Annotated in this window: 23 protein-coding genes; 3 read left to right on the top strand and 20 right to left on the bottom strand. The window is 52.7% G+C overall.

The window, feature by feature from the left end; genetic code table 11:
• Positions 1-221: 221 nt before the first annotated feature.
• From arsJ to alc, 14 genes are all read right to left on the bottom strand, one after another.
• Entirely contained in the window at positions 222-1,415 is a 1,194-nt protein-coding gene (arsJ, locus tag ACFOSD_RS07205) for an organoarsenical effux MFS transporter ArsJ (protein WP_380692305.1), read from the bottom strand.
• Positions 1,416-1,501: 86 nt separating this feature from the next.
• Entirely contained in the window at positions 1,502-2,503 is a 1,002-nt protein-coding gene (locus ACFOSD_RS07200) for an ArsJ-associated glyceraldehyde-3-phosphate dehydrogenase (protein ID WP_380692306.1), read from the bottom strand.
• A 16-nt stretch (positions 2,504-2,519) separates the two neighbouring features.
• Positions 2,520-2,864: a metalloregulator ArsR/SmtB family transcription factor gene (locus tag ACFOSD_RS07195; protein WP_380692308.1), complete on the bottom strand. Its 345-nt coding sequence runs from the start codon at positions 2,862-2,864 to the stop codon at positions 2,520-2,522.
• Positions 2,865-2,969: 105 nt separating this feature from the next.
• A complete protein-coding gene (phoU, locus tag ACFOSD_RS07190) occupies positions 2,970-3,689 on the bottom strand; it encodes a phosphate signaling complex protein PhoU (RefSeq protein ID WP_380692309.1) in 720 nt (239 codons plus the stop codon).
• A 52-nt stretch (positions 3,690-3,741) separates the two neighbouring features.
• Positions 3,742-4,530, bottom strand: coding sequence for a phosphate ABC transporter ATP-binding protein PstB (gene pstB / locus ACFOSD_RS07185; protein WP_380692310.1), 789 nt, complete (start codon positions 4,528-4,530; stop codon positions 3,742-3,744).
• Positions 4,531-4,595: 65 nt separating this feature from the next.
• Positions 4,596-5,981, bottom strand: a complete 1,386-nt coding sequence (gene pstA, locus ACFOSD_RS07180; RefSeq protein WP_380692312.1) for a phosphate ABC transporter permease PstA — start codon at positions 5,979-5,981, stop codon at positions 4,596-4,598.
• Positions 5,982-5,984: 3 nt separating this feature from the next.
• Positions 5,985-7,355, bottom strand: a complete 1,371-nt coding sequence (gene pstC / locus ACFOSD_RS07175; RefSeq protein WP_380692313.1) for a phosphate ABC transporter permease subunit PstC — start codon at positions 7,353-7,355, stop codon at positions 5,985-5,987.
• 133 nt (positions 7,356-7,488) lie between these two features.
• Positions 7,489-8,508, bottom strand: a complete 1,020-nt coding sequence (locus ACFOSD_RS07170) for a substrate-binding domain-containing protein (RefSeq protein WP_380692314.1) — start codon at positions 8,506-8,508, stop codon at positions 7,489-7,491.
• Positions 8,509-8,640: 132 nt separating this feature from the next.
• Positions 8,641-10,263, bottom strand: coding sequence for a methyl-accepting chemotaxis protein (locus ACFOSD_RS07165; RefSeq protein WP_380692315.1), 1,623 nt, complete (start codon positions 10,261-10,263; stop codon positions 8,641-8,643).
• Positions 10,264-10,359: 96 nt separating this feature from the next.
• Entirely contained in the window at positions 10,360-11,547 is a 1,188-nt protein-coding gene (locus tag ACFOSD_RS07160; protein ID WP_380692316.1) for a response regulator, read from the bottom strand.
• 35 nt (positions 11,548-11,582) lie between these two features.
• The gene (gene rraA, locus ACFOSD_RS07155; RefSeq protein WP_380692317.1) at positions 11,583-12,086 is read right to left on the bottom strand and encodes a ribonuclease E activity regulator RraA; all 504 of its coding nucleotides are present in this window, start codon (positions 12,084-12,086) and stop codon (positions 11,583-11,585) included.
• Positions 12,087-12,101: 15 nt separating this feature from the next.
• Positions 12,102-14,285 carry a malate synthase G gene (locus tag ACFOSD_RS07150; protein ID WP_380692318.1) on the bottom strand — a complete coding sequence of 728 codons (2,184 nt, stop codon included), beginning with the start codon at positions 14,283-14,285 and terminating at the stop codon, positions 12,102-12,104.
• 46 nt (positions 14,286-14,331) lie between these two features.
• Complete coding sequence (locus ACFOSD_RS07145; protein WP_380692319.1) at positions 14,332-14,838, bottom strand: ureidoglycolate lyase; 507 nt, start codon at positions 14,836-14,838, stop codon at positions 14,332-14,334.
• Entirely contained in the window at positions 14,835-15,848 is a 1,014-nt protein-coding gene (gene alc, locus ACFOSD_RS07140) for an allantoicase (protein WP_380692320.1), read from the bottom strand. The genes ACFOSD_RS07145 and alc overlap by 4 nt, the downstream gene beginning before the upstream one ends.
• Positions 15,849-16,127: 279 nt before the next feature.
• On the opposite strand from alc, the gene xdhC reads away from it, so the two are divergent.
• Together xdhC and uraD are read left to right on the top strand one after the other, a co-directional pair.
• The gene (gene xdhC, locus ACFOSD_RS07135; RefSeq protein ID WP_380692322.1) at positions 16,128-17,021 is read left to right on the top strand and encodes a xanthine dehydrogenase accessory protein XdhC; all 894 of its coding nucleotides are present in this window, start codon (positions 16,128-16,130) and stop codon (positions 17,019-17,021) included.
• Positions 17,018-17,521 (top strand): 2-oxo-4-hydroxy-4-carboxy-5-ureidoimidazoline decarboxylase, encoded by a 504-nt coding sequence (gene uraD / locus ACFOSD_RS07130; RefSeq protein ID WP_380692323.1) that lies wholly within the window; start codon positions 17,018-17,020, stop codon positions 17,519-17,521. The genes xdhC and uraD overlap by 4 nt, the downstream gene beginning before the upstream one ends.
• 138 nt (positions 17,522-17,659) lie before the next feature.
• On the opposite strand, the gene ACFOSD_RS07125 is transcribed toward uraD, so the two are convergent.
• From ACFOSD_RS07125 to ACFOSD_RS07115, 3 genes are read right to left on the bottom strand one after another with little or no spacing between them, the layout of a single operon-like run.
• The gene (locus tag ACFOSD_RS07125; protein WP_380692324.1) at positions 17,660-18,823 is read right to left on the bottom strand and encodes an MFS transporter; all 1,164 of its coding nucleotides are present in this window, start codon (positions 18,821-18,823) and stop codon (positions 17,660-17,662) included.
• Positions 18,811-19,539 carry an arsenical resistance protein ArsH gene (gene arsH, locus ACFOSD_RS07120; RefSeq protein WP_380692325.1) on the bottom strand — a complete coding sequence of 243 codons (729 nt, stop codon included), beginning with the start codon at positions 19,537-19,539 and terminating at the stop codon, positions 18,811-18,813. The genes ACFOSD_RS07125 and arsH overlap by 13 nt, the downstream gene beginning before the upstream one ends.
• 46 nt (positions 19,540-19,585) lie before the next feature.
• Complete coding sequence (locus tag ACFOSD_RS07115) at positions 19,586-19,888, bottom strand: ArsR/SmtB family transcription factor (protein WP_380692326.1); 303 nt, start codon at positions 19,886-19,888, stop codon at positions 19,586-19,588.
• Positions 19,889-20,017: 129 nt separating this feature from the next.
• Between ACFOSD_RS07115 and arsB the strand changes: the two genes are divergently transcribed.
• Positions 20,018-21,049 (top strand): ACR3 family arsenite efflux transporter, encoded by a 1,032-nt coding sequence (gene arsB / locus ACFOSD_RS07110; protein WP_380692327.1) that lies wholly within the window; start codon positions 20,018-20,020, stop codon positions 21,047-21,049.
• A gap of 117 nt (positions 21,050-21,166) precedes the next feature.
• Here the strand turns inward: arsB and ACFOSD_RS07105 are convergent, their stop codons facing one another.
• Genes ACFOSD_RS07105 through ACFOSD_RS07095 form a run of 3 tightly spaced genes read right to left on the bottom strand, consistent with a single transcriptional unit; the run spans position 21,167 to position 22,131 of the window.
• Complete coding sequence (locus ACFOSD_RS07105; RefSeq protein WP_380692328.1) at positions 21,167-21,523, bottom strand: hypothetical protein; 357 nt, start codon at positions 21,521-21,523, stop codon at positions 21,167-21,169.
• Positions 21,524-21,544: 21 nt separating this feature from the next.
• Positions 21,545-21,928 carry a type II toxin-antitoxin system VapC family toxin gene (locus tag ACFOSD_RS07100; protein ID WP_380692329.1) on the bottom strand — a complete coding sequence of 128 codons (384 nt, stop codon included), beginning with the start codon at positions 21,926-21,928 and terminating at the stop codon, positions 21,545-21,547.
• Positions 21,925-22,131 (bottom strand): AbrB/MazE/SpoVT family DNA-binding domain-containing protein, encoded by a 207-nt coding sequence (locus ACFOSD_RS07095; protein ID WP_380692330.1) that lies wholly within the window; start codon positions 22,129-22,131, stop codon positions 21,925-21,927. Before ACFOSD_RS07095 ends, ACFOSD_RS07100 begins: the two co-directional genes overlap by 4 nt.
• Positions 22,132-22,187 lie beyond the last annotated feature (56 nt).

Raw genomic sequence — 22,187 nt, 5'->3', positions numbered from 1 at the left:
CTGCTTCGTTTCAGTGGCGCGCATTATACAGCGCCAGCCTTCCGTGTCAATCGTTATTTTGAAGTTTTTTCTTTGTTTTTCAGTGACTTAGCGAAACTTTGCCAACTCACTTCAAACCTTCAATACAACGCCCTTAATGGCGAGTGGCCGTGTCAGGGAGCGCGAATTATAGAGACATTCTTGAGGGTGTCAACGGGTTTTTTCATAAAAATGAAATACACTTATGGACGCGGCAAAGGCCTTGCAGCAATCGCGGCAAGCATGATCACTATCGCGGAAATAAATAGACAGGCGGCTAACCCCCAAGCTTGGTAGACCCAACCTGACAAAACTGTACCCAGCAAACGTCCCGCGGCATTTGCCATATAATAGAAGCCAACATCCATCGAAACCCCATCCTCTTTGGCGTAGGCCACTATTAAGAAGCTGTGTAACGATGAATTTACCGCGAACAACACACCAAAACCCAGCAGCCCGATAACCAATACAGGCTCAGCCCAATCCTGCACACCCATTAGCAAACCAATCGCTAGCGGTGTTGCAGCCAATATTAAGGCCCAACCGAAAGCGGCCGACCCCGCGGGCACTTGGCCGCGCTGTCCGAGACGGGTTAATTTAGGCGCAAACCCTTGCACCACACCATAACCCATTACCCAAGCCGCCATGAACGCGCCGACCCACCACGATGGCCAACCTAATTGCGCCGACATATAAACCGGCAAGGCCACCACAAACCAAATATCGCGTGCGCCAAACAAGAATACCCGTGCAACAGACAACCGGTTGACCCGGTCATCTTGCGAGAACATTTCTTTGAACTTCGGCTTGCCTTTGGCCTTACCTAAATCCGCCTGCAACACAAACAAGCTCAGCAGCGCCACGCCAGCCAGCACGCCAGCCATCGACAGCACAGCACCCCTAAAACCTATAACAGCCAACAGTCCCGCGCCCAAAAAGAAACCCACGCCTTTTAAGGTGTTCTTGGAGCCGGTCAAAATAGCGATCCACTTATACAGGCTGCCTTGAGCGTCTTTCGGCACCAGCATCTTGATACTGCTTTTCGCGCTCATCTTGTTGAGGTCTTTGGCTATGCCTGACAAGGCTTGCGCAATCATCACCCACAATACCGTCAGCCATTCGGCAGGCACCGCTAGCATAAGCAAGGCCAGCACTTGCAGCACCAACCCAATGTTCATGGTACGGTTTAAGCCAATACGCGCCCCTAGCCAGCCACCGACCAAGTTGGTCACTACGCCAAAGAATTCATAAAACAGAAAGAGCATGGCAATCGCCAGCGGGCTGTAGCCTAGGGCATAGAAATGCAACACCACCAACATGCGGAGTGCGCCGTCGGTCAGCGTAAACGCCCAGTAATTACCAGTGATAATGGCGTATTGCTTTATGGCGGGAGTCATATTCCAGCTCTCTATGTCTACAGGACAAGGTTGGCGTGCGGAGTCGAGATTGACGAAATTCTATCGCTGAGCTTTGAGTGCTATGACTAGGACAAACCAACCTTCAACGCCAACTCAGCCGTCCGGTTAGCGTAACCCCATTCGTTGTCGTACCACGCGTAGATTTTAACTTGGGTTTCGTTAATCACCATGGTCGACAAGGCATCAATGATCGACGAACGCGGGTCAGTTTTGTAATCAATACTCACCAGTGGACGCTCTTCGTAACCCAGAATACCTTTCAGTTCACCTTCGGCGGCAGCTTTTAGCAGCGCATTTACTTCTTCCGCTGTTGTAACCCGGCTGACTTCAAATACGCAGTCAGTGATAGAAGCATTGGTCAGCGGAACGCGAACCGCATGGCCGTTCAAGCGCCCTTTGAGTTCTGGAAAAATCTCAGTTATGGCCGTAGCAGATCCCGTCGTGGTTGGAATCAAACTGGTGCCACACGACCGTGCACGCCGCAAATCCTTATGTGGCGCGTCAATAATGGTTTGTGTATTGGTAATGTTATGGATGGTCGTCATGCTGCCATGGCGAATGCCGATCTGCTCATGAATAACTTTAACCACCGGCGCCAAGCAATTGGTGGTGCACGACGCGGCCGTAACAATACGGTGCTCGGCGGGGTTATACAGATGGTCATTAACACCCATCACCACATTCAATACACCCGGCTCTTTAACTGGTGCACTAACCACCACGCGCTTAACGCCTTGATCAAGATAGGCCTGCAAGAGAGCGGTTTTCTTCATCACACCTGAACATTCCAGCACCACATCGCAACCCGACCAATCGGTATCCGCAATGGCTTTATTGTGGGAAACAGCGATAAGTTGATTACCCACCCGAATGCGTTCGCCCTCGGTAACGGCTTCATGCGCCCAGCGGCCATGCACAGAATCAAAATTCAGCAAATGCGCTAGGGTAGCGGCATCGCCAGCCGGGTCGTTGATCTGCACGAATTCAACGTCTGCCCAATCCCACGCCGCTCGCATCGCCAAACGGCCTATGCGCCCAAATCCGTTAATGCCTATTTTAATCGTCATGTGCCACCTTCAGTTTTCAAATACAACGAATTGTTCCGGTTAATGTGTTCTCGCGCTCTATCAGTCTCCGCTCCAAATCGGGCCTAGCCTGCGCTGACGCAACCAGAACACCCCAAGCCCAAGCTGGCAGTTCATCCGCTAAACGGTAGTAGACCCAACGCCCTTGCCTACGGTCGTTGACCACACCGCGCTCCCGCAATAGAGCAAGATGCCGTGAAACTTTCGGCTGAACTTGCTCAACTAATTCAGTGAAGTCGCACACGCACAACTCTTTCGACCAATACAGCAACAGTAGCAATTGGAAGCGCGTTTCGTCGGCCAGGCAACGATGCCATTCAATAGGATCAATGATGTCTTTCATGAGGGAAACTATACATATGCGTTATGACATATATATGACAAGGCATATGTGTTTTTTAACAACACATAAAAAAACCCGGCGATTGCCGGGCTAAGGTGTGATGCTCTATTTCTTGGCGTGCAATTTTTCCTCAATGGTGTCCGGGTCAGTGTGCCGCATATCCTTACCCTTGACCATGTACATAATGTATTCCAACAAATTCTGGCAACGATCACCAATTCGCTCTAAGGAACGCACCGCCCACATGACATTCAGTATTTTAGGGATAGAACGCGAATCTTCCATCATGTAAGTCATCAAAAGACGCAACAATGCTTCATATTCACGATCAATCTTTTTGTCTTCTTGGTGAATCCGCACCGCAGCTTCCATATCCATGCGGGCCAAAGCATCCAATGAGTCCGTCAACACACTCAACACATGCTTGCCCAGGTTATCAACGTTACCCAGTAAGTCCTGCTGCTGCGAATTACTGAACGACTCCAGCGCAACACGCGCGATACGCTGTGCTTCGTCCCCGATACGTTCCAAGTCACCAATCGCTTTCATCGCCACCAGCATCAAACGCAAATCACCGGCTGTTGGTTGACGCTTGGCGATGATACGCGTTACCTCAGCATCAATCGTCATTTCCAGATTATTGATTTTAACATCGGAGGTTAAGACCTTACTGGCCAGCGCTGAATCCGAATTAACCGCCGCTTGCAAGGCATCGCGCACTTGCATTTCCACCAAGCCACCCATTTCCATCAACTGGCTGCGTACGCTTTCAAGCTCATCATTAAACTGCGACGAAATGTGTCTATCTAAATTCATTTTATCCATTGCGCTTCTCCTCGTGGCGTTCAAAGTCAATCATGCCGATAACGCCCGTTAATCAACCATAACGACCTGAAATGTAGTCTTCGGTACGTTTTTGCTGCGGGTTGGTGAACAAGTCGTCGGTCACCGCAAATTCGATCAACTCGCCTAAGTGGAAGAAGGCCGTGCGGTCGGACACCCGCGCCGCCTGTTGCATGTTGTGCGTCACCATCACGATGGTGAAATTATTCTTCAGCTCCGCAATCAACTCTTCCACGATATACGTGGCAATGGGATCCAGCGCCGAACAGGGCTCATCCATTAGAATCACTTCCGGACTTACGGCAATGGTACGAGCAATGCACAAACGCTGCTGCTGACCACCGGATAACCCGGTACCCGGCTGATCCAGCCGGTCTTTTACTTCTTCCCATAACCCGGCTCGACGCAGACTGGATTCAACAATGTGGTCCAGCTCGGCCTTACGCGTTGCCAGCCCATGCAAACGAGGCCCATAAGCGATATTTTCATAAATGGACTTTGGAAATGGATTGGGCTTTTGAAACACCATGCCAACTTGCGCACGCAACTGCACCACGTCGAGCGATGCATCATGAATATCCTTTCCGTCCAAGGCGATTTTGCCGGTTACTCGGCAACCATCAATGGTGTCATTCATGCGATTGAAGCAACGCAGAAAGGTCGACTTACCGCAACCGGAAGGTCCGATAAAAGCCACAACTTCATTTTTGTAGACGTCCATATCGATGCCTTTAACGGCCTCAGTTTCGCCATAAAAAACCTTGACGTTTTCAGCCTTCAGCGTCAATTCGCGCTCAGCCGTATTGGCCTGTGGGGTCGACATGGTTGCACCTACTCCGCTTTGCGTATTCGTTTGTGTACGGCTATTGTCCAGATCAAACATAGTATTTACCACCGTGTTTCGAATTTTTTGCGCAACCAAATGGCTGTGCCATTCAGCGTGATCATCAAGCACAACAAAACAATGATCGCGGCAGACGTTCTCGCTTCAAAGAAGTTACGCAGCTCATTGCCTTGCCAAAGAAAGATCTGTACCGGCAATGCGGTTGATTGCTCAAAGGGAGAGGATGGCACAGCGGCCACAAATGACTTCATGCCAATCAACAATAACGGGGCCGCTTCACCCAACGCCTGCGCTACACCTAGAATTGAGGCCGTGAGAATGCCGGGTATCGCTAACGGTAGTACATGGTGAAACACCGTTTGTACTTTTGAGGCACCCAGCCCCAACGCAGCCTGCCGAATAGATGGAGGAATGGCTTTCAACGTTGAACGGGTTGCAATGATCACCGTTGGCAAGGTCATCAGCGACAACACCAAACCACCCACAACCGGTGCCGAGATGGGCAGATTGAACCATCCGATGAACACCGCAGCACCCAACAAACCAAACACAATCGATGGCACTGCAGCCAGGTTATTGATGTTGACTTCAATCAGATCTGTGATGCGATTTCTCGGCGCAAACTCTTCCAAATAAATCGCCGCTGCAACGCCCATCGGCACCGCCAATACGATAACAATCAGCATCATGTACAAAGAGCCCATGAAAGCTCCCGCTAGACCGGCCGACGCCAACGAACTGCGTGAATCAGCGTTCATAAACAACGCCCAACTGAAACGGTTTTTAATCACGCCGCTGGCATAAAGCTCATCGGCCCATGCACGCACGACGGGGTGCAATTGCTGTTGCGAGTCAGGCAATGAACGGTCTATGTTGCCTTTTAACCAGACATCAATATTCGCGTCTGTCAAAAGGTTCAAGCGCTGCGTTTGACCGATAATGCTGGGGTCATCAATAACCATCTGACGTAAAGCGAAACGCTCACCTGAGGTCACCATACGCAACACGTGACGTTGATTGGAGCGTTGCTCCGAACCTGGTAAAACCGGCGTTAAAGCATTGGTAAGAACGCGACTGAAGTTCGCCATGCCGACTTCAGTTTCCCAATCCAGCATACGATCACGAAAATCTGCCGTGGCCTCACCGTCTTCACGCACTGGCTTTGGACTGATATCAATGATCTCCGGGTCAAAATATACGTCAACCGTGATGCTCGTTTGAAAAAACGCCGGGAGCCCTTTCGAAAATATATTAACGAACAACAAGCCCACCAGCATCAAGCTGATCAGCACGGCAATCAACCCAATCGACTTAAAGACTTTTTCCTGGCGGTGGCGACGCTGTAATGACGCCGCAACACGACTGCGCACCAGTTCTTGATCTTGAGGCTCGATCCGCGGACTGTCGTTATCAATGAATGTATTGGTCATAAATTACTCGTATTGTTCCCGGTATTTGCGAACGATCATCAAGGCCACCACATTAAGCAGCAAGGTGATCACAAAGAGGGTCAACCCCAGCGCAAAGGCGACCAGTGATTGCGGGCTGGAGAAGTCATTATCGCCCGTCAACTGATTCACGATGGTTACCGTCACGGTAGAGACTGCATCGAAGGGATTAGCCGTCAGTACCGGGCTATTTCCCGCTGCTAATACCACAATCATGGTTTCACCGATGGCGCGACTACCCGCCAACAGAATCGCGCCCACGATGCCGGGCAAGGCCGCTGGCAGTACCACTTTACGGATGGTTTCAGACTTGGTGGAACCTAAGCCAAGCGAGCCATCACGCAGTGACTTGGGTACCTGAGTGATGATGTCGTCCGACAGCGACGAGATAAAGGGGATGATCATGATACCCATGACCACACCGGCCGTCAGTGCCGAAGTAGCGCGAATGTCTAAGCCTAGCAGTTCACCAAACTCAGATAAAAACGGTCCCACCGTCACCAGGGCAAAGAAGCCATACACAATGGTCGGAATACCCGCCAACACCTCGATAATAGGTTTGGCAATATTGCGCAGGCGCGGCGAGGCGTATTCCGCAAGATAAATGGCGGCCAGCAACCCGAGTGGTATGGCCACCAACAGGGCAATGCCCGCAATTAACATCGTACCACCCAACAGTGGCAACAGCCCGAAAGCGCCTTGCCCCTCCGAGCCTGTGGTGCTGAACCGCGGGTTCCATGTCGTTCCGAAAAAGAAATCGACAGGACGTATGAAACTGAAGAAGTTTAATGTCTCGCCAACCATGGACATGACAATGCCAATGGTCGTCAGGATCGCAACGGCTGAACTCAGCGCAAGCACCACCTGCACAAACTGCTCGATCTTGTTGCGCGCCCGCTGCAACGGTGAAATAGAACGGTAGCTGTACGCAATACCGAGTGCAGCCAACGCCGCCATCAGTGCAACCATCAAGGTGTTGCTGAGTTGCTGCAGATTTTTTAGGTAGGCCGCCGCTTGGACCTCCCACGCTTCAGCATCTGCGGACGAGCTGAATTCAGATGCCAAGTTACTGATGCGGCGCAACACGGCATTTATTTGTGCGTCCGGAGCCAGGAATTGCTGAATCTCCGCCAACACCATCTGCTCAATCAGGGATGGAGATAACCATCGCCAGAAAACAAAAACCAGAAAGGCCGGCACTACGGCCCAAAGACCCACATACATTCCGTAATGATGTGAGCGAGAGTGCATACGAACGGACGCTGCTTGCCCTACTTTACGGCTACGCACCATACCAGCCTGATAGGCAATCGCCATCACCACCAGCAACAACACCATTAAAGAAATATTACTCATGCAAGCTCCATTAACCCTTAGTCGGCTAGGGTAACCGTACGAACGCAGCTAGCCTATCAAGCCAATATGACAATATTGTTACAAACTAAAAAGGCTGCCGAAGCAGCCTTTTTACCACATTGCCCCCTGTTTGTTACAGAGACGTGCGGTTACGGATGTTACGCAGAATGGTTTCGCGCTCGTCATCAGCCAGTGGAATCAAGCCAGCAGCTTCCAGCGGGCTACCAAAACCGGCATTGCCTTCAGAGATAAAGAAGCTCGCGTACTCTTCCAGACCAGGAATCACACCGATATGATCGCCTTTTACGTAGAAGAACAGAGGACGTGATACAGGATATTCGCCATCCAAAATAGTATCTACGGAAGGTGTGACACCGGATACGGTAGCTACTTTGATGCGGTCACGGTTGCTTTCATAGAAGCTCAAACCGAACACACCGATCGCATCACGGTTGGCATCCAAACGCGCCAGAGTTTCGGTGTAGTCACCGGCGATTTCAATCACACGACCGTCAGTACGCATCGCCAAGCAGAAATCATCGGAGTCATCCATCGCCTGCACTTCTGGGAACGTTTCACAGCCATCCAGAATTACACGCTCTTCATACACTTCACGCGTACCATGGTTTGACGCAGGAATTGCCAAGGTGATTTCTTGGTTTGGCAAAGCAGGGTCAATTTGGTTCCAGCGCGTGTAAGGGTTGGCTACCATGCGGCCGTTTTGCGGCACTTGAGCTGCTTGTGCCAGAAATACATGGCGTGGCTCTAATGCGAAGTCGTTCGCGTCGATGCGCGAAGCAAAGACGATACCGTCATAGCCGATTCGTACTTCAATGATGCTGCTAACGCCAGCCGCTTTACAGGCTTCAACTTCGCCCGGGCGAATTTGACGTGAAGCGTTGGCGATATCGATGGTGTTTTCACCGACGCCTTGGCAGAACTGACGCAGACCGCCAGAAGAACCACCAGAACCAACAACCGGTGTCGGGAAGCGAGCAAAATTGTTGCCGAACTCTTCCGCAGCAATAGACGCGAAAGGCAACACGGTTGAAGAACCGGCAATTTGAATTACGTCACGCGCTTGTACAGAAGCCGCCAACGTGAGGGCAGCAGCAGCGGTAAACGCTACTTTGGTCAATTGGTTAAGTTTCATCTCTAAAGCCTCTTATTGAATGTGTTGTCTTCCAACGCCGCCTAGTGTGCCCAAGGTTTATGACACAGATGTGACAGAGGTTGATGGGTATCGCCAATTTTGTAACAAAATGTAATCATCGCTCTTGCGCAATCAGGCAGCAAAAACCTGCACCGCTGCGACCATAGATGTAGCCTTATGGCGCACTGTTTGACTCCCTGTAGCCGAGCGCACTGCAATGCGTGACACTTCCGTGACATCATCACTTAAGCGATGCACATTCTCGGTAATACTGGCCGCCACATCATGTTGTTCGTGCGTAGCCTCTGAAATATGCTGTGACGCTTGAACCACCTCTTGCATCTCTGCGGCAATACGCGCAAAGGCTTGTTCACTGTGGCGGGCCAACTGCACGCAGTGCTGTGATTTGACCTGACCTTCGGTCATAGCCTGTGCCACCGTATCCGCTTGTGACTGCAACCCCTGTGTCAATACTTTTATAGAATCCGTTGCGGCATGGGTTTCAGCCGATAGCGCACGCACTTGGTCCGCTACCACTGCAAAACCACGGCCGGCATCTCCTGCCCTTGCTGCTTCTATGGCTGCATTCAATGCCAAAAGATTGGTTTGTTCTGAAATGCTACGAATTACGGTGAGCACTTGGCCGATCTTCTGAGCATCTTGCTGCAACAAGCCGACTTCATGGTTGGTCTGCTCCAGCATGGCCGACAAGCTTTCAATATCACGCATGGTTTGTTGTGCCGTCGCTTCACCTTCCTGGCAAGCCCTACCGGTCGCTTGGCTACGCTCTGCGGCCTTAGCCGCTTCTTCCGCCACGCGCTGTATCGCCGTACTCATTTGCTCGACCGCCGTGGCGATTTGATCAATTTGATTCGCCTGTCGTGTCGTACCACCACTGACCTGTTGCGACAACGCATTCAACTCATCCGATTCGCCCTGCTGTGAGGTGGCCGATTGCGCCAACTCCGCAATGGTGTCCTGCAAGTGTGTAATCAAATGATTGAATGCTTGGGCGGCTTCCACAAATTCGTTGCGCCCCTTAATTTGCATACGTAAGCGCAAATCCGACGTGCTTTCCATCTGCAGCAACAGGTCACGCAGGGCGCGTAGAGGCCGGATAACAGAACGTTGAATAGCATAGATAAGAGCGCTGATGATCAACACTACGGCCGAGCCACCGAACAGGTAAACAGCCAGCACTTGTTGCGTCAATGCTTCAGCTCCGGCTTTTACCTCCGTCGCTGCGGCTAGTTGCTGCACAATAAAAGCATCAATGGTTTGCGCAAAACCATTAATGACCGCATCGGTCTGCTGAGTTACCGTAGACTCGTTCAAAATCCGGATTTCTAGAGCATCCGTACCCGCGGGGGTTAACCAGCGTTCATATTGTGCAAGCGCTTTCGCATAAGCATCATCCAGTTCGGCGTAGTCTGCCGTGGTTGGGCGCAACGCGATGAATGATGCCCAATGCTGTTGCGTTTCTTCTAACAACACCGCCATGCGCTCTTCAGTGGATGCCATGGTGGCCCAGCCCGTGCGGTATTGCCGAAGATGAAATACCCCTTCTTGTTGTACTTTGCGCTGTACCGCCATGATGTCTGTTAGGAAGACGAGATGATCATCATACAGCCGGTCGAAATAGGTATCTTTCTGGTTCACCACAACAAAAGAGGCGAGCAGAACGCCCAAGACACAAAACAGGGGGATTAGGCCCAGCCATAACACACGCGTACTGATTCGGAAGTTCGACAACATAGATGATCTCCAAGACTAAACGGCTCTTGACCGGACGCTCAGGAGATTACTGGCAAATACTTGCAAAAATGTGACAACAGGCAGGCGCAATACGTTTTAAGCCCGCATGGCAGGCGGATACCATTCGTCCATAAAAGCATTGATTTGGTCACCGTCAAATCCGATTCGCCCTAACAGCCGACGAATTTCCTTACGCTCGCCTTGGCTGAGCACCAATCCGGCGATGCGCATGATAATACGGTCTACTTTTACCGTGCCGGGTTGTAAGCTGTACATGGCTCCGACACGCACCCGAAGATTGAGCGGTAACCGCCACTGCATTTTCAGTAGATTACCCACTTCCGGCGCATGTTTGGCGAGTTCATGACGACACTCTGCCTCTTCAGGTTCTCCGCCAGCGGTAACCCAACGCTGGATCAGTTGCAAACACGCTAACTCGCCCATGCGGAACAACATAGCCGCATTGATACAAGGATCCGGTGGTGCACCTGCAGCGCGCGCCAACCGCGTGGCAATTGCCGCTATGCGCAAGCTGTCATTGAGAAATTCTTTCACTAAGTCTTGCAGCAGCGGATGCTGAATATCACTGCCCGGTTGCATCGCCAAACCCTGAATCAAGGTATTCGCGGTTTGAAATCCGAGCAACTTTACGGCCTCGGTGAAGCTTTCTATGGCTCTCCCGTCCAGATTATAAGCGCCGGTATTGGCCGCTCCGATCAAGCGCGCTAGGGGCGCAGGGTGCTGGCGCCACAGTTGCAGTGTTTCTGCAGGATCATGCTGCGACCCGTCTGCATTCAGGCGAAGTTTTCCGGTTACGGGTAAACCAAACTGACCACGTTGAATTTCTCGTCGAAGAAAATCAGGGAGGGGTTCGCGCAGTGCATCACCGGTCAGCGATGATTTTGGCACCGCCATGATGGCCGCTAGGCGCTGCATCACGTCTTGGATTTGAAACGGCTTGGCGATAAACCCGTCAACGCCAACCTTGCGCGCCTCAATAACCACTTGCTTATCAACGTTTCCGCTGATCATGACACGGCGTGTAAGCGGTGCTTCGCGGTGTACAACGTCTAGAAAGGCCGTGCCATTTTCGCCCGGTAGAGTCCAGTCCACCAACACCAAGTCGGCTTTATGTTCATACCAGTGCTTGAGCGCACTCGGCACATCAGAAAATGTAGACACCCGTGAACCAGCCCATAGTTGACGCACCACATGGCCCAACAATTCCGCCATTGAAGGGTCATCTTCTAGGATCATCACGCGGTAAGAGACGGCGTGGCTCATCGGTTCCCCTTTCCATGCTAAAGCGCTAATGAAGTTTAGCGCAAAGCGTGCGGAGCCACCAGAATTCCATTTCGATCAGCGTACAAAAACTGACCAGGAGAAAAGGTTACGCCGCCAAAAGTCACCGGCACATTGACTTCACCCAAGCCTTGGCGCGCGGTGCGCACGGGAAAAGCACCCAAGGCTTGCACGCCGAGGTCCAACTGACCCAGCGCATGCACGTCACGCACCGCGCCATACAGCACAACACCTGACCAGCCTTGCTGCACCGCCGACTCGGCTATCATGTCCCCCAACAAGGCTTTGCGCAGCGAACCAGCACCATCCACCACCAAGACCCGGCCATGGCCGGGTTCTGCCAACAGTTCCTTCACCCGCGAATTGTCTTCGCAAGTTTTTACCGTCACGATTTCACCGCTGAACGTTGGACGCCCACCATAGGTCATAAACATCGGCTGGACGATCTGAACGAGTTCTGGAAAGTCGTCACACAAGTCCGGCAATAAATCCTGCCCGGCTTGAAGGTTGTGTTGTGACATCTTATGTGGCCTCCATTAGGCTGTTTGCCGACGCTTGGCTTCCAACCGCCATTGGTGCAGCAACGGTTCGGTATATCCACTCGGTTGAGCACAACCTTTAAACACCAAGTCAGCAGCGGCTTGATAGGCAACTGATGTCTCAAAGTATCCGGCCATGGGTTGATAAAGTGGGTCATGCGCATTTTGTTGATCCACGACGGCGGCCATACGCTGCAGAGTTTCCGTCACTTGTGCCTCGCTGACCACACCATGGCGCAACCAATTGGCGATGTGCTGGCTGGAAATGCGCAAGGTGGCGCGGTCTTCCATCAAGCCGATGTTATTGATGTCGGGCACTTTCGAGCAACCCACGCCTTGATCAATCCAGCGGACTACGTAGCCCAAAATACCTTGTGCATTGTTGTCCAGCTCTTGCTGAATTTCTTCCGCGCTCCAGTTCGGGCTAGCCGCGACGGGTACGGTGAGCAAGCCTTCCAAAAGGCGCGCCCGCTCTTCGCGGAAACCAATGCGTTCCATATCTAACTGAATGGCCGGCACATCCACCTGATGATAATGCAAGGCGTGCAACACGGCGGCGGTGGGCGAAGGCACCCAGGCGGTGGTCGCACCGGCTTTCGGGTGGCCGATTTTTTGCTCCAGCATGGCGGCCATTAAATCCGGCATGGCCCACATGCCTTTGCCAATTTGTGCTTTACCACGCAATCCGCATGACAACCCGGCCAATACATTGTTGCGTTCGTACGATTGAATCCATGCGGTGGTTTTCATATCGCCTTTGCGCAACATCGGCCCGGCTTCCATGGCGGTGTGCATTTCGTCGCCGGTGCGGTCGAGAAAGCCGGTGTTAATGAAGGCAACCCGAGAGGCGGCGGCATTGATGCAGGCGCGTAAGTTCACTGAGGTGCGGCGTTCTTCGTCCATAATGCCCATTTTCAATGTATCACGGGCCAAGCCCAACGCATCTTCTACGCGCGCAAACAGGGTGCTGGCAAAGGCCACTTCTTCCGGGCCATGCATCTTGGGCTTCACAATATACACACTGCCGGTGCGGGAATTCCCGCGCCGTTTTAAGTCGTGCATGGCGATCAGGCTGGTGACCATGGCATCCATAATGCCTTCGGGAATTTCGCTGCCATCGGCCAACAAGATGGCCGGGTTGGTCATGAGGTGGCCAACGTTGCGCACAAACAATAACGAGCGGCCATGCAAGCGCAGCGAGGAACCGTCCGCCACGCGGTAATCGCGGTCGGCGTTCAAACGGCGGGTCATGGTTTTGCCGTTTTTCTCCAACGTCTCGGTCAGATCACCTTTCATCAGACCCAGCCAGTTGCGATAAATCACCACTTTGTCGGTGGCATCTACGGCGGCCACGGAGTCTTCGCAGTCCATGATGGTGGACAGCGCTGCTTCCATCAAAACATCCTTCACGCCCGCCAAATCCGTTTTACCGATGGGGTGTTCACGGTCGAATTGAATTTCAAAATGCAGGCCGTTGTGTTTCAGCAATACTGCTTGCGGGTTGTCAGGTGCGCCCTGATAACCCCGAAACTGATGCACGCTTTTCAGGCCGGTTTCGCGGCCACCTTGTAAAGTCACCAACAATTGCGCACCCGAGACGTGATAGCGCGTGGCTTGGGCGTGCGAGCCTTCGGCCAAGGGCGCGGCTTGGTCCAGAAAATCCCGCGCAAAGGCAATGACTTTCTGCCCACGTACGGGGTTGTATTCCGCACTACGTGCTGCACCGTCATCGTCACTGATGGCATCAGTGCCGTAGAGCGCGTCATACAGACTTCCCCAACGCGCGTTGGCGGCGTTTAAGGCGTAGCGGGCATTCATCACCGGTACAACCAACTGCGGGCCGCACTGTTCGGTAATCTCCGTATCCACATTTTCCGTGGTGGCGGTAACGGCTTCGGGTGACGGCACCAAGTAGCCAATCTCTTCTAAAAAGGCGCGATAGGCGGCGGGGTCTTGAATTGGGCCGGGGTGCGCTCGATGCCAGGCATCTAACTGCTGTTGCAGTTCATCACGGCGGGCCAGTAGGGCACGGTTTTCCGGCGCCAAGTCGTGCGCTAAGGCACTAAAAGCAGACCAGAAGTCAGCGGCGTTAATCCCTGTACCGGATAGGGCTTCTTGCTCAACGAAAGCATGCAAGGCGGCATCGACCTGCAATTGTGCGCATTGGATTCGCTGGGTCATGGTCTGTTTCCTCTTTTCTTATGGTCTATTCACCCGTGGGTGAGTGTCAGGCTCTGGGGTCCAGCACGATGTGTGTATCGGGCGGGAAAAAATGTTCGTCACAGTTCGGCAAGGTGCCCGCACGGTCAACCACCAAAAAGTCGTCAACCGGCATCAACGCAATCACCGGGTGATGCCAGACACCCGCATGGTAGTTCACGCCCTGCGCACCATTGGTAACAAAGGCTTTTATAGCGTCCGGCTCCGGCACATTACCGGGCGGTGCAACCACCACTAAAAACGGGTTGCTCAATAATGGAATAAACGCCTGGCTACCGTGCGGGTGACGCTCTAAGAGCGAAATGGTCAAAGGCAGCTTTAGTGCCGTCGCACGAAACACACTGATGATGGCTTTGCCGTCGTCCGGGCCGGTTTGTACCTCGGCCAGCCGATGAAAGCGCTGAGTACTGCCATAATTGATTGGGAAGGAATCACGCCCTTCGGTTTCGATCACATCACCAAACGGCGCAAAGGCTTCTTGAGTCAGGTATTCAGGTTTCAGGACGATGTTCATAACTGAGCCTTTTGGGCAATCTTTCCAAACAAGCGTAGCCGACTCACACCACCATCGGGAAAAATATTGAGCCGCACATGCGTTACCGGACCAATGTTGACGATGTCTTCCGAGAAGTGGTGTTCACGGTGCATGTCCAATTTTCGGTTCGGCAGCAGTTCGCGCCAAAACAGGCTTTGCGTTTCTATCTGGCTGTCGGTCCCGCCTTTCACGAAGGCCGCTTGAATAGAACAGCTGTCAGGATAATTGCCTTTGAAGTGCAGGGTATCCACCAACACTTCTTCTATAATACCGGGGTGGCCGAGCGCCAGAATCACCCAGTCGTTACCGGGTGTGCGCCGCCGGGCCGTTTCCCAACCATCGCCCATATTGACCCCACGACCGGGGTTCAAGATGTTGCTCATGTGGCCATAGTGTTGGTCGGAACAGGCCAAGGCACGACCACCGTTCAGCGCGGCAGCTAGGTCTAGGCGTTCTTCCGGGTCTTGCGCTGACCAATCACGGAACGGAATGCCATAAACACGTAAACGCGCTACGCCACCATCGGGGTAGATGTTCAGACGCAGATGCGTCCAAGGCCGATCATCCGACACCGGAAATTCATTGTGGCTATTGCCTTGTAGGTTCACCGAGGACACTATTTCCGTCCACACAGTCTTTTCATGCGGATCGCCATCCGCACAGAAACAGGCTTCCAACGAGGCCGACGGAGGGTAATTTCCGGTAAAAAAGCTCGTATCGATGTCGACACCTTTAATCACGCCCGGTACGCCCAACGCCAGCACGGCATAGTCATAGCCTTCGAAACGCTTGCGGCGCGACTCCCAACCGTCCATCCATTTGCCGTTATCGTCGTACACGCCGTCCTTCCACACCGGTGGTTCGGGCTGCAACATGCGGTCTACCGAGGCAAACCAATCGTCGGTGACATAAATAGCTTTGGTGCCCAGCCGAGCATCGGCCAGGTTCACAAAATGGGAATATGCAGATGTTGAAACGCTTGCGGTCATGTTATGCCTACCTGAATGGAAAAGCCGAAGACGTGCAACGGGCCACCACAGCTCATGCTGAACATCGTAATGTATCTGCCCGGCCTTGGCGACCTATGGGCCATACACTCGAGTTATAGCTGATATTTGCGGAAACTTATTGAACTCACCGGAGAAATATGGGTTTTCCGGGTCGGCCATGATTGATAAAGACGACACACTATATGACCACATGGTCAGCTTCTTTGGCAAGTCCTGCTCGATGCACTATGATAGAGACACAGCAAACGAGGATTTCCTATGCGCCCATCCATTCCTTGGCACCAAGCCTTACATGATTGCAAAGTACGCGGTGAGGCCTTTGTTCTGGCGACAGTATTGTCTGCAGGCGGCTCAACGCCACGTGATGTTGATGCCAAGATGGTGATTACCGCGAGCGCCCAGTTCGATACGCTCGGAGGCGGCACCTTGGAGTGGGAAATTATTCACGTGGCGCGTGAAGACATAACTCGGGGCCAAACCGGTTATCGCATTGAAAAGTTCGCGCTTGGTTCGCAACTTGGCCAATGTTGTGGCGGTGCGGTCAGTGTGTTGCTTGAATCGTTTCCCGCTACGGCGTTTCAGATCGGTCTATTTGGTGCGGGCCATGTGGCGCATGCGCTGGTGCCCATACTGGGCGGTCTACCCTGCCAAGTACACTGGGTAGATGCCCGGGCGGATTTATTTCCTGTTGAACGACCTTCCAACGTTAAAGCCTTACCCGCACAAGACCCGATAAGTTGGGTGGCGCGCTTACCCGTCGGAGTCGATGTGGTGATTATGACGCACAATCATGAACTGGATTTTCAGCTGATGGTAGCGGCCTTGCAGCGCGCCGATGTGCGCAGCATTGGGGTCATCGGTTCCGCCACCAAAGCTCGGCGTTTCAAGCATAGGCTGAATGAGCTCGGTATGGGTGATGACCATTGGGCTCGCGTCAACTGTCCTATTGGGCTGCCCAATGTACCGGGTAAATTACCCATGGAAGTAGCGGTGTCCATTGCCGGGGAACTGATCGCCCGTGAACACACAGAACGCCCGAAAACGGCATGGCGGGGCTTAGCGAAATCTGCATTAAAAGAGCTTTTGCATTCCACGGGTGAGACCGTGCACAATGAAGACAATTTAGATGTGCACAGGATGCCAACACCATGACGTTAGACGACCTCAACCAACTGACCAGCACCGAAGCCCAGCGGGTGTTTGAAGGTTGCTGTGCGTCACCTTACTGGGTAAAAGGCATGTCGCGGGCGCGTCCGTTTGAGAATTGGGCCGAATTGTTGTCGACCGCGACAGAATTGGAAGAAGAAATGACCGACGAAGATTGGTTAGATGCCTTCCATGGCCACCCACAGATTGGTGACGTTTCGACCTTGCGCGAAAAATACGCCAGCACGAAGGCGTTGGCGGCGGGCGAGCAGTCGGGTGTGGACAGCGCCGACGAAGCGACTTTGCAAGGCTTGGCCGCTGGCAATAAAGCGTACCATCATAAGTTCGGCTTTATTTTCATTGTCTGTGCCACCGGCAAAAGTGCGGCGGAAATGCTGTCGTTGTTGGAGCAGCGTTTGCCCAATGACCGTAAAACCGAGCTGCGGATTGCGGCAACGGAGCAGGCGAAGATTACGCGTATTCGGTTAGAGAAGTTGCGAGCATAGAGCGCTACCACGTTTGGAGCTCTGCGAGGGCTTTCGGGGTGTGCCTCCGGCGCTTCACGGCAGGCCGGAAGGCGCGCCTTGAGGCACACCCCTACGCCCACGCGATAGCTCATCAGTTAGTAAGAACAAAAGCAGCAACTACTCAGTGCTATGGGGAGAAGTGGAAGAGCGGTGGCGTTCGCCGTAATAGAGCGCAATTAGTAAGCCCAGCAAGACTATTCCACCCATCCCATAAAACTCCGCTGCGCTTTGCCATGCGATCAAAGCACTGGCGAGCAGCGCGCCCACGGCGGCGGCTAAGTCGCGCCAAAAGGTGAAGGTGTTGAGGGTTTGTTGGCGTTCCAGCGCTGTACCCGCTCGGTCGGACAGCAGTTTGGGCACGAGAATCATAAAAGCCCCATGGCCCAAAATACCCAGCACACTGGCCAGCAACACCACATGCAAACCCATCAAGCTGCAAGCCACCAGCATCAGGCCGAGCGCGGTGACCAGCCAGAATCGTTTATGTCGCCAGATATCAAACCGCACCGTCAGCAGGCCCAAGGTGGTGTTATAAATGCGCTTCGACACCAATAACGCCGAGGTGATGGTGAGTGCCATGGGGATAGACCACCCAGTGGCAACCAGCAGCGGCGCTAAAATAACCGTCCACACACCATCGAACAATAGGCACAGTAGAAAGGTGAGGCGATGCCATGCATCCGGCCATGGCCATTGCGCGCCAGTGGCAACGCCACGATCGGTGTGCGGTACGGGGAGCGCCAGCGCGGGAATCAGGGCAAGCAAACACAGAACAAAAGCGAGAAGCAGCACCGCTTGCGCAGAAATGTGTACCACCAATAAAGGCGTCAGCAGAATCACCAACAACGGACCCATCTCTTGAATGCTGGTGTACCAGCCGAGGTTGATCATCCGCCGCTCCGGCTCTTCCGTGGCGTAATGCAAGCAGGCCAAGCGCATCAGGGCGTAGGCACAACCCCAGAGTAAACGCGCGAACAACAACGTCCATGGGCTGAACAGAAACACAAAGCTCAAACTGGCGGCGCTGGCTAACACTACTGCCTGAAGCAGCGCGGTACGGGCACCAAAATACTGAAACCACGGCACCAGCCACGGGTTCACGAACAAACGCACAAAGCGATTGGCAGACAATAAAATGCCTACCCACAACACAGTGAGGCCGAAGCTGTCGAAGAATAGTGGCAGCAGTAAGTACAGTACCGCGTCCGACACCAGCGTGAGTGTCAGTACGAGGCTGGCGAGCACCGTTGACCGGCTACCCTGATGAATCAGGCGCAGCATCTTTTCAGTTCAGCGGTTTCGTTTACTATTTCAGAAGCTGCAGACGATTCGAGTTCATTCTTATGTTCAGAAAACCGATACGTCAGGCTTTCCGTTTGGTCGCGCAACAACAGGGTAAACCGAAACAGCTCCTCGATCACATCCACCACTCGGTCTCTGTAGGGCGAATCTTTCATACGTCCATCGGGGTGAAACTCCTGCCAGGCTTTTGCGACAGAAGACTGGTTCGGAATGGTGAACATACGCATCCAGCGCCCCAAAATGCGCAACGCATTCACGGCGTTAAACGACTGCGAACCGCCACTCACCTGCATTACTGCTAAGGTTTTGCCCTGCGTCGGGCGAATAGCTCCCATACTCAGCGGAATCCAGTCAATCTGGTTTTTAAACACGCCCGTGATGTTGCCGTGCATTTCTGGCGAACTCCACACCATGCCTTCGCACCACTGCACGGCATCGCGCAGTTCCTGTACCTTCGGGTGGTCGACCGATACATGGTCAAACACTGGCAAACCCGTGGGGTCAAATACCTTCACCTCAGCGCCAAAGTGCTTCAGCATGCCAGCGCCTTCGAGTGCCAGTTTACGGCTATAGGACTCCGCTCGCAGCGAGCCGTACAACACTAAAATGCGTGGCGGGTGTGTTTTACGATGCGCCGCGTTTTCCGCTTGCAGCGCCTGCACATCGGCCATTGAGTGATTGGGCACTAAAGACATGATGACTCCTATGTTTCTAGATAGATCGAAGTATTTGAGTAAAAAATCAACAGCGTTGGTCCACACAGCATTCATCACGCAAAAAGCCGAGCAAGGTATTCAATTGATCGTACTGCGCAAAGCAGCGCAACACACGGCCCTCACGCACTTGTCGTACCAAGCCCACGCGCACTAAACGACTGATGTGATGCGACAAGGTAGAACCCGGCACCGCCAAGCTGTTTTGTATGTCGGCAACCGGCATGCCCGTCGTGCCAGCTTTCACCAGCTCCCGGTAAATACCCAATCGAGTGGCATGTCCCAGTTCGGCTAGTTGGTCGGCGGCTTGTTCTAGTGTTAGTGTGCTCATGGCTCACCATTATCGACAGCTTGAGCTGCAAGTAAATATATTTCTAGTAATATCGAAATATTTTCTATGGCTAACTATGTCGTTATGATGGCAGCACTCTTAACCATTCATCATAGAAGCTTAAATTTTATGCCTGTTTTCGAACGATACCTTTCTGTTTGGGTCGCGCTTGCGATTGTCGTCGGCTTAGCATTGGGGCAAGTAGCGCCAGCGCTTATATCTACCTTGGCGTCATTGGAATATGGCTCGGTTAATTTCGTCATTGCCGTGCTGATCTGGTTTATGGTCTACCCCATGATGGTGTCGGTAGACTTCAGCGCCTTGGCCCGCGTGCACGAACGCCCAAAAGGCATTGTTATTACGTTGATTGTGAACTGGCTAATCAAACCCTTCACCATGGCGGCACTCGGCGTCTTGTTTTTCGATTGGATTTTTGCCCCACTGATCGAACCCGGCACCTCGGGGCAATACATCGCGGGCATGATCCTTCTGGGCGCAGCACCTTGCACCGCCATGGTGTTTGTGTGGGCACAACTCACCAAAGGCGACCCCAACTACACGCTGGCTCAGGTGTCACTGAACGACGCCATCATGGTGTTTGCTTATGCGCCCATTGTCGCATTGCTGCTGGGCGTTACCGACATAACCGTACCCTGGGAAACCTTGGTGCTGTCAGTCGTGCTGTACATCGTGATTCCGTTAACGGCGGGTATTCTGACGCGCGTGTATATGACCCAGAAGGCCACCAGCGCAGCGGATGTTCCCGCCAAAGTAAGCGCCTTCACCGCCAAAGTTAAGCCGCTGTCCATTGTGGGTTTGCTCGTGACCGTCGCACTGTTGTTCGGCTTCCAAGGCGACATCATGCTGAACAATCCACTGATTATTGCGTTAATCGCCATCCCGCTGCTGATTCAGTCGTACGGCATGTTTGCCGTTGCTTACTGGTCAGCCAAAGCATGGCGCGTGCCGCACAACGTGGCGGCACCCTGTGCGTTAATCGGCACCTCGAACTTCTTTGAAATGGCTGTTGCCGTTGCCATCGGCCTGTTCGGGCTCAACTCCATTGCAGCACTCGTCACCGTGGTTGGGGTGCTGGTGGAAGTACCGGTGATGCTCTCGTTGGTGTGGTTTGCGAATAGGACGCGGCATTGGTTTCCGTAACCTGCATTGGAGGACTGGAGGGGCCAAGAAACTCTTGCTATTAGGGCATTACATACATGCATAGTGCATCGCTAATAGACAATTGGACGGTGCTCTAATAGGCAATTAGCCGGAATCCTAATAGGCAATTGGACGCCTTCTAAAAAGAAGCACCTTACTCACGACAAACCAAATCAAGACCATCGCAACATAAGCGGTTAAATACAGGCTGACAACAAAAAACAGCGCATGAGCAAGCAGTGGGACAATAAAAAGTGATGTCCGACGGCGATATAGAAACCAACCAACGCCGAGTATAGATAGCGGCGTCAGCGCCAATAACAACGTGATCATCGTTGGAACCAATGGCGAATCGCCATCGAAAAATTGACTGAAGTTGGTATAGAAGCTGCCAATGTCTAAATAAACGATGTACCCGGCGTACACCGCAAGCGGTATAGACGACACTGCCAGCAACCAGCTGCTTTGTGTCATGAGATTCACTCATTAATCTCCCTATTGTCCTGCCTTCTTGGCAACATACCTGACGTTCGGCAGGCCCTTAAAGTCGTTATCCTGTGTCCACAGCAATGCAGAATACTTTTGAGCGGTTGCAAAAATAATGCTGTCTGCTAGTGGCAGTTTATGAAGAACGCCGCATTGAGCGGCATCCATTGCCAGCTCTGAATCCAGAGAAATTACTTTGCCTTGCTTTATATGTGCCGTAACAATCAGCGCCGCTTCTTCTCCGCGCTGGCGCAGCACGTTTTTAAAAACCTCAGTGATCGTGATGCTAGGCACCAGCAAAGTGGTTAGGTTTTCGATTGGCTCAGCGAAAACTGCGGAGTTACTGTCGTTGGCGAAGTACGACAACCACGCAGACGAATCAACAACATTCATAATCGATCATCGTCCTTATCAACCGCGGTATCAATGCCCTTTAGGAAGCCTCTCATTTCGCTCATGGGTTTGAGGGGAATCACCTCAATTCGCCCTTGATAAGACATGATCTGAACTTTCTGCCCAGAAACAATGCCCATGGCCTCACGAATTTCCTTCGGAATGACAATTTGAAACTTCGGAGAAACCGTTACAGCTGTCATGATTGTACCTCTCGACAAAACTTCGGTATTACGATACCCCTATCGATACGAACGGA

The sequence above is a fragment of the Salinispirillum marinum genome (genome assembly GCF_042650105.1).
Taxonomy (GTDB): domain Bacteria; phylum Pseudomonadota; class Gammaproteobacteria; order Pseudomonadales; family Natronospirillaceae; genus Salinispirillum; species Salinispirillum marinum.
The sequence above is the reverse complement of the archived record's forward strand: the minus strand, read 5'-3'. Positions and strand labels throughout refer to the sequence as shown.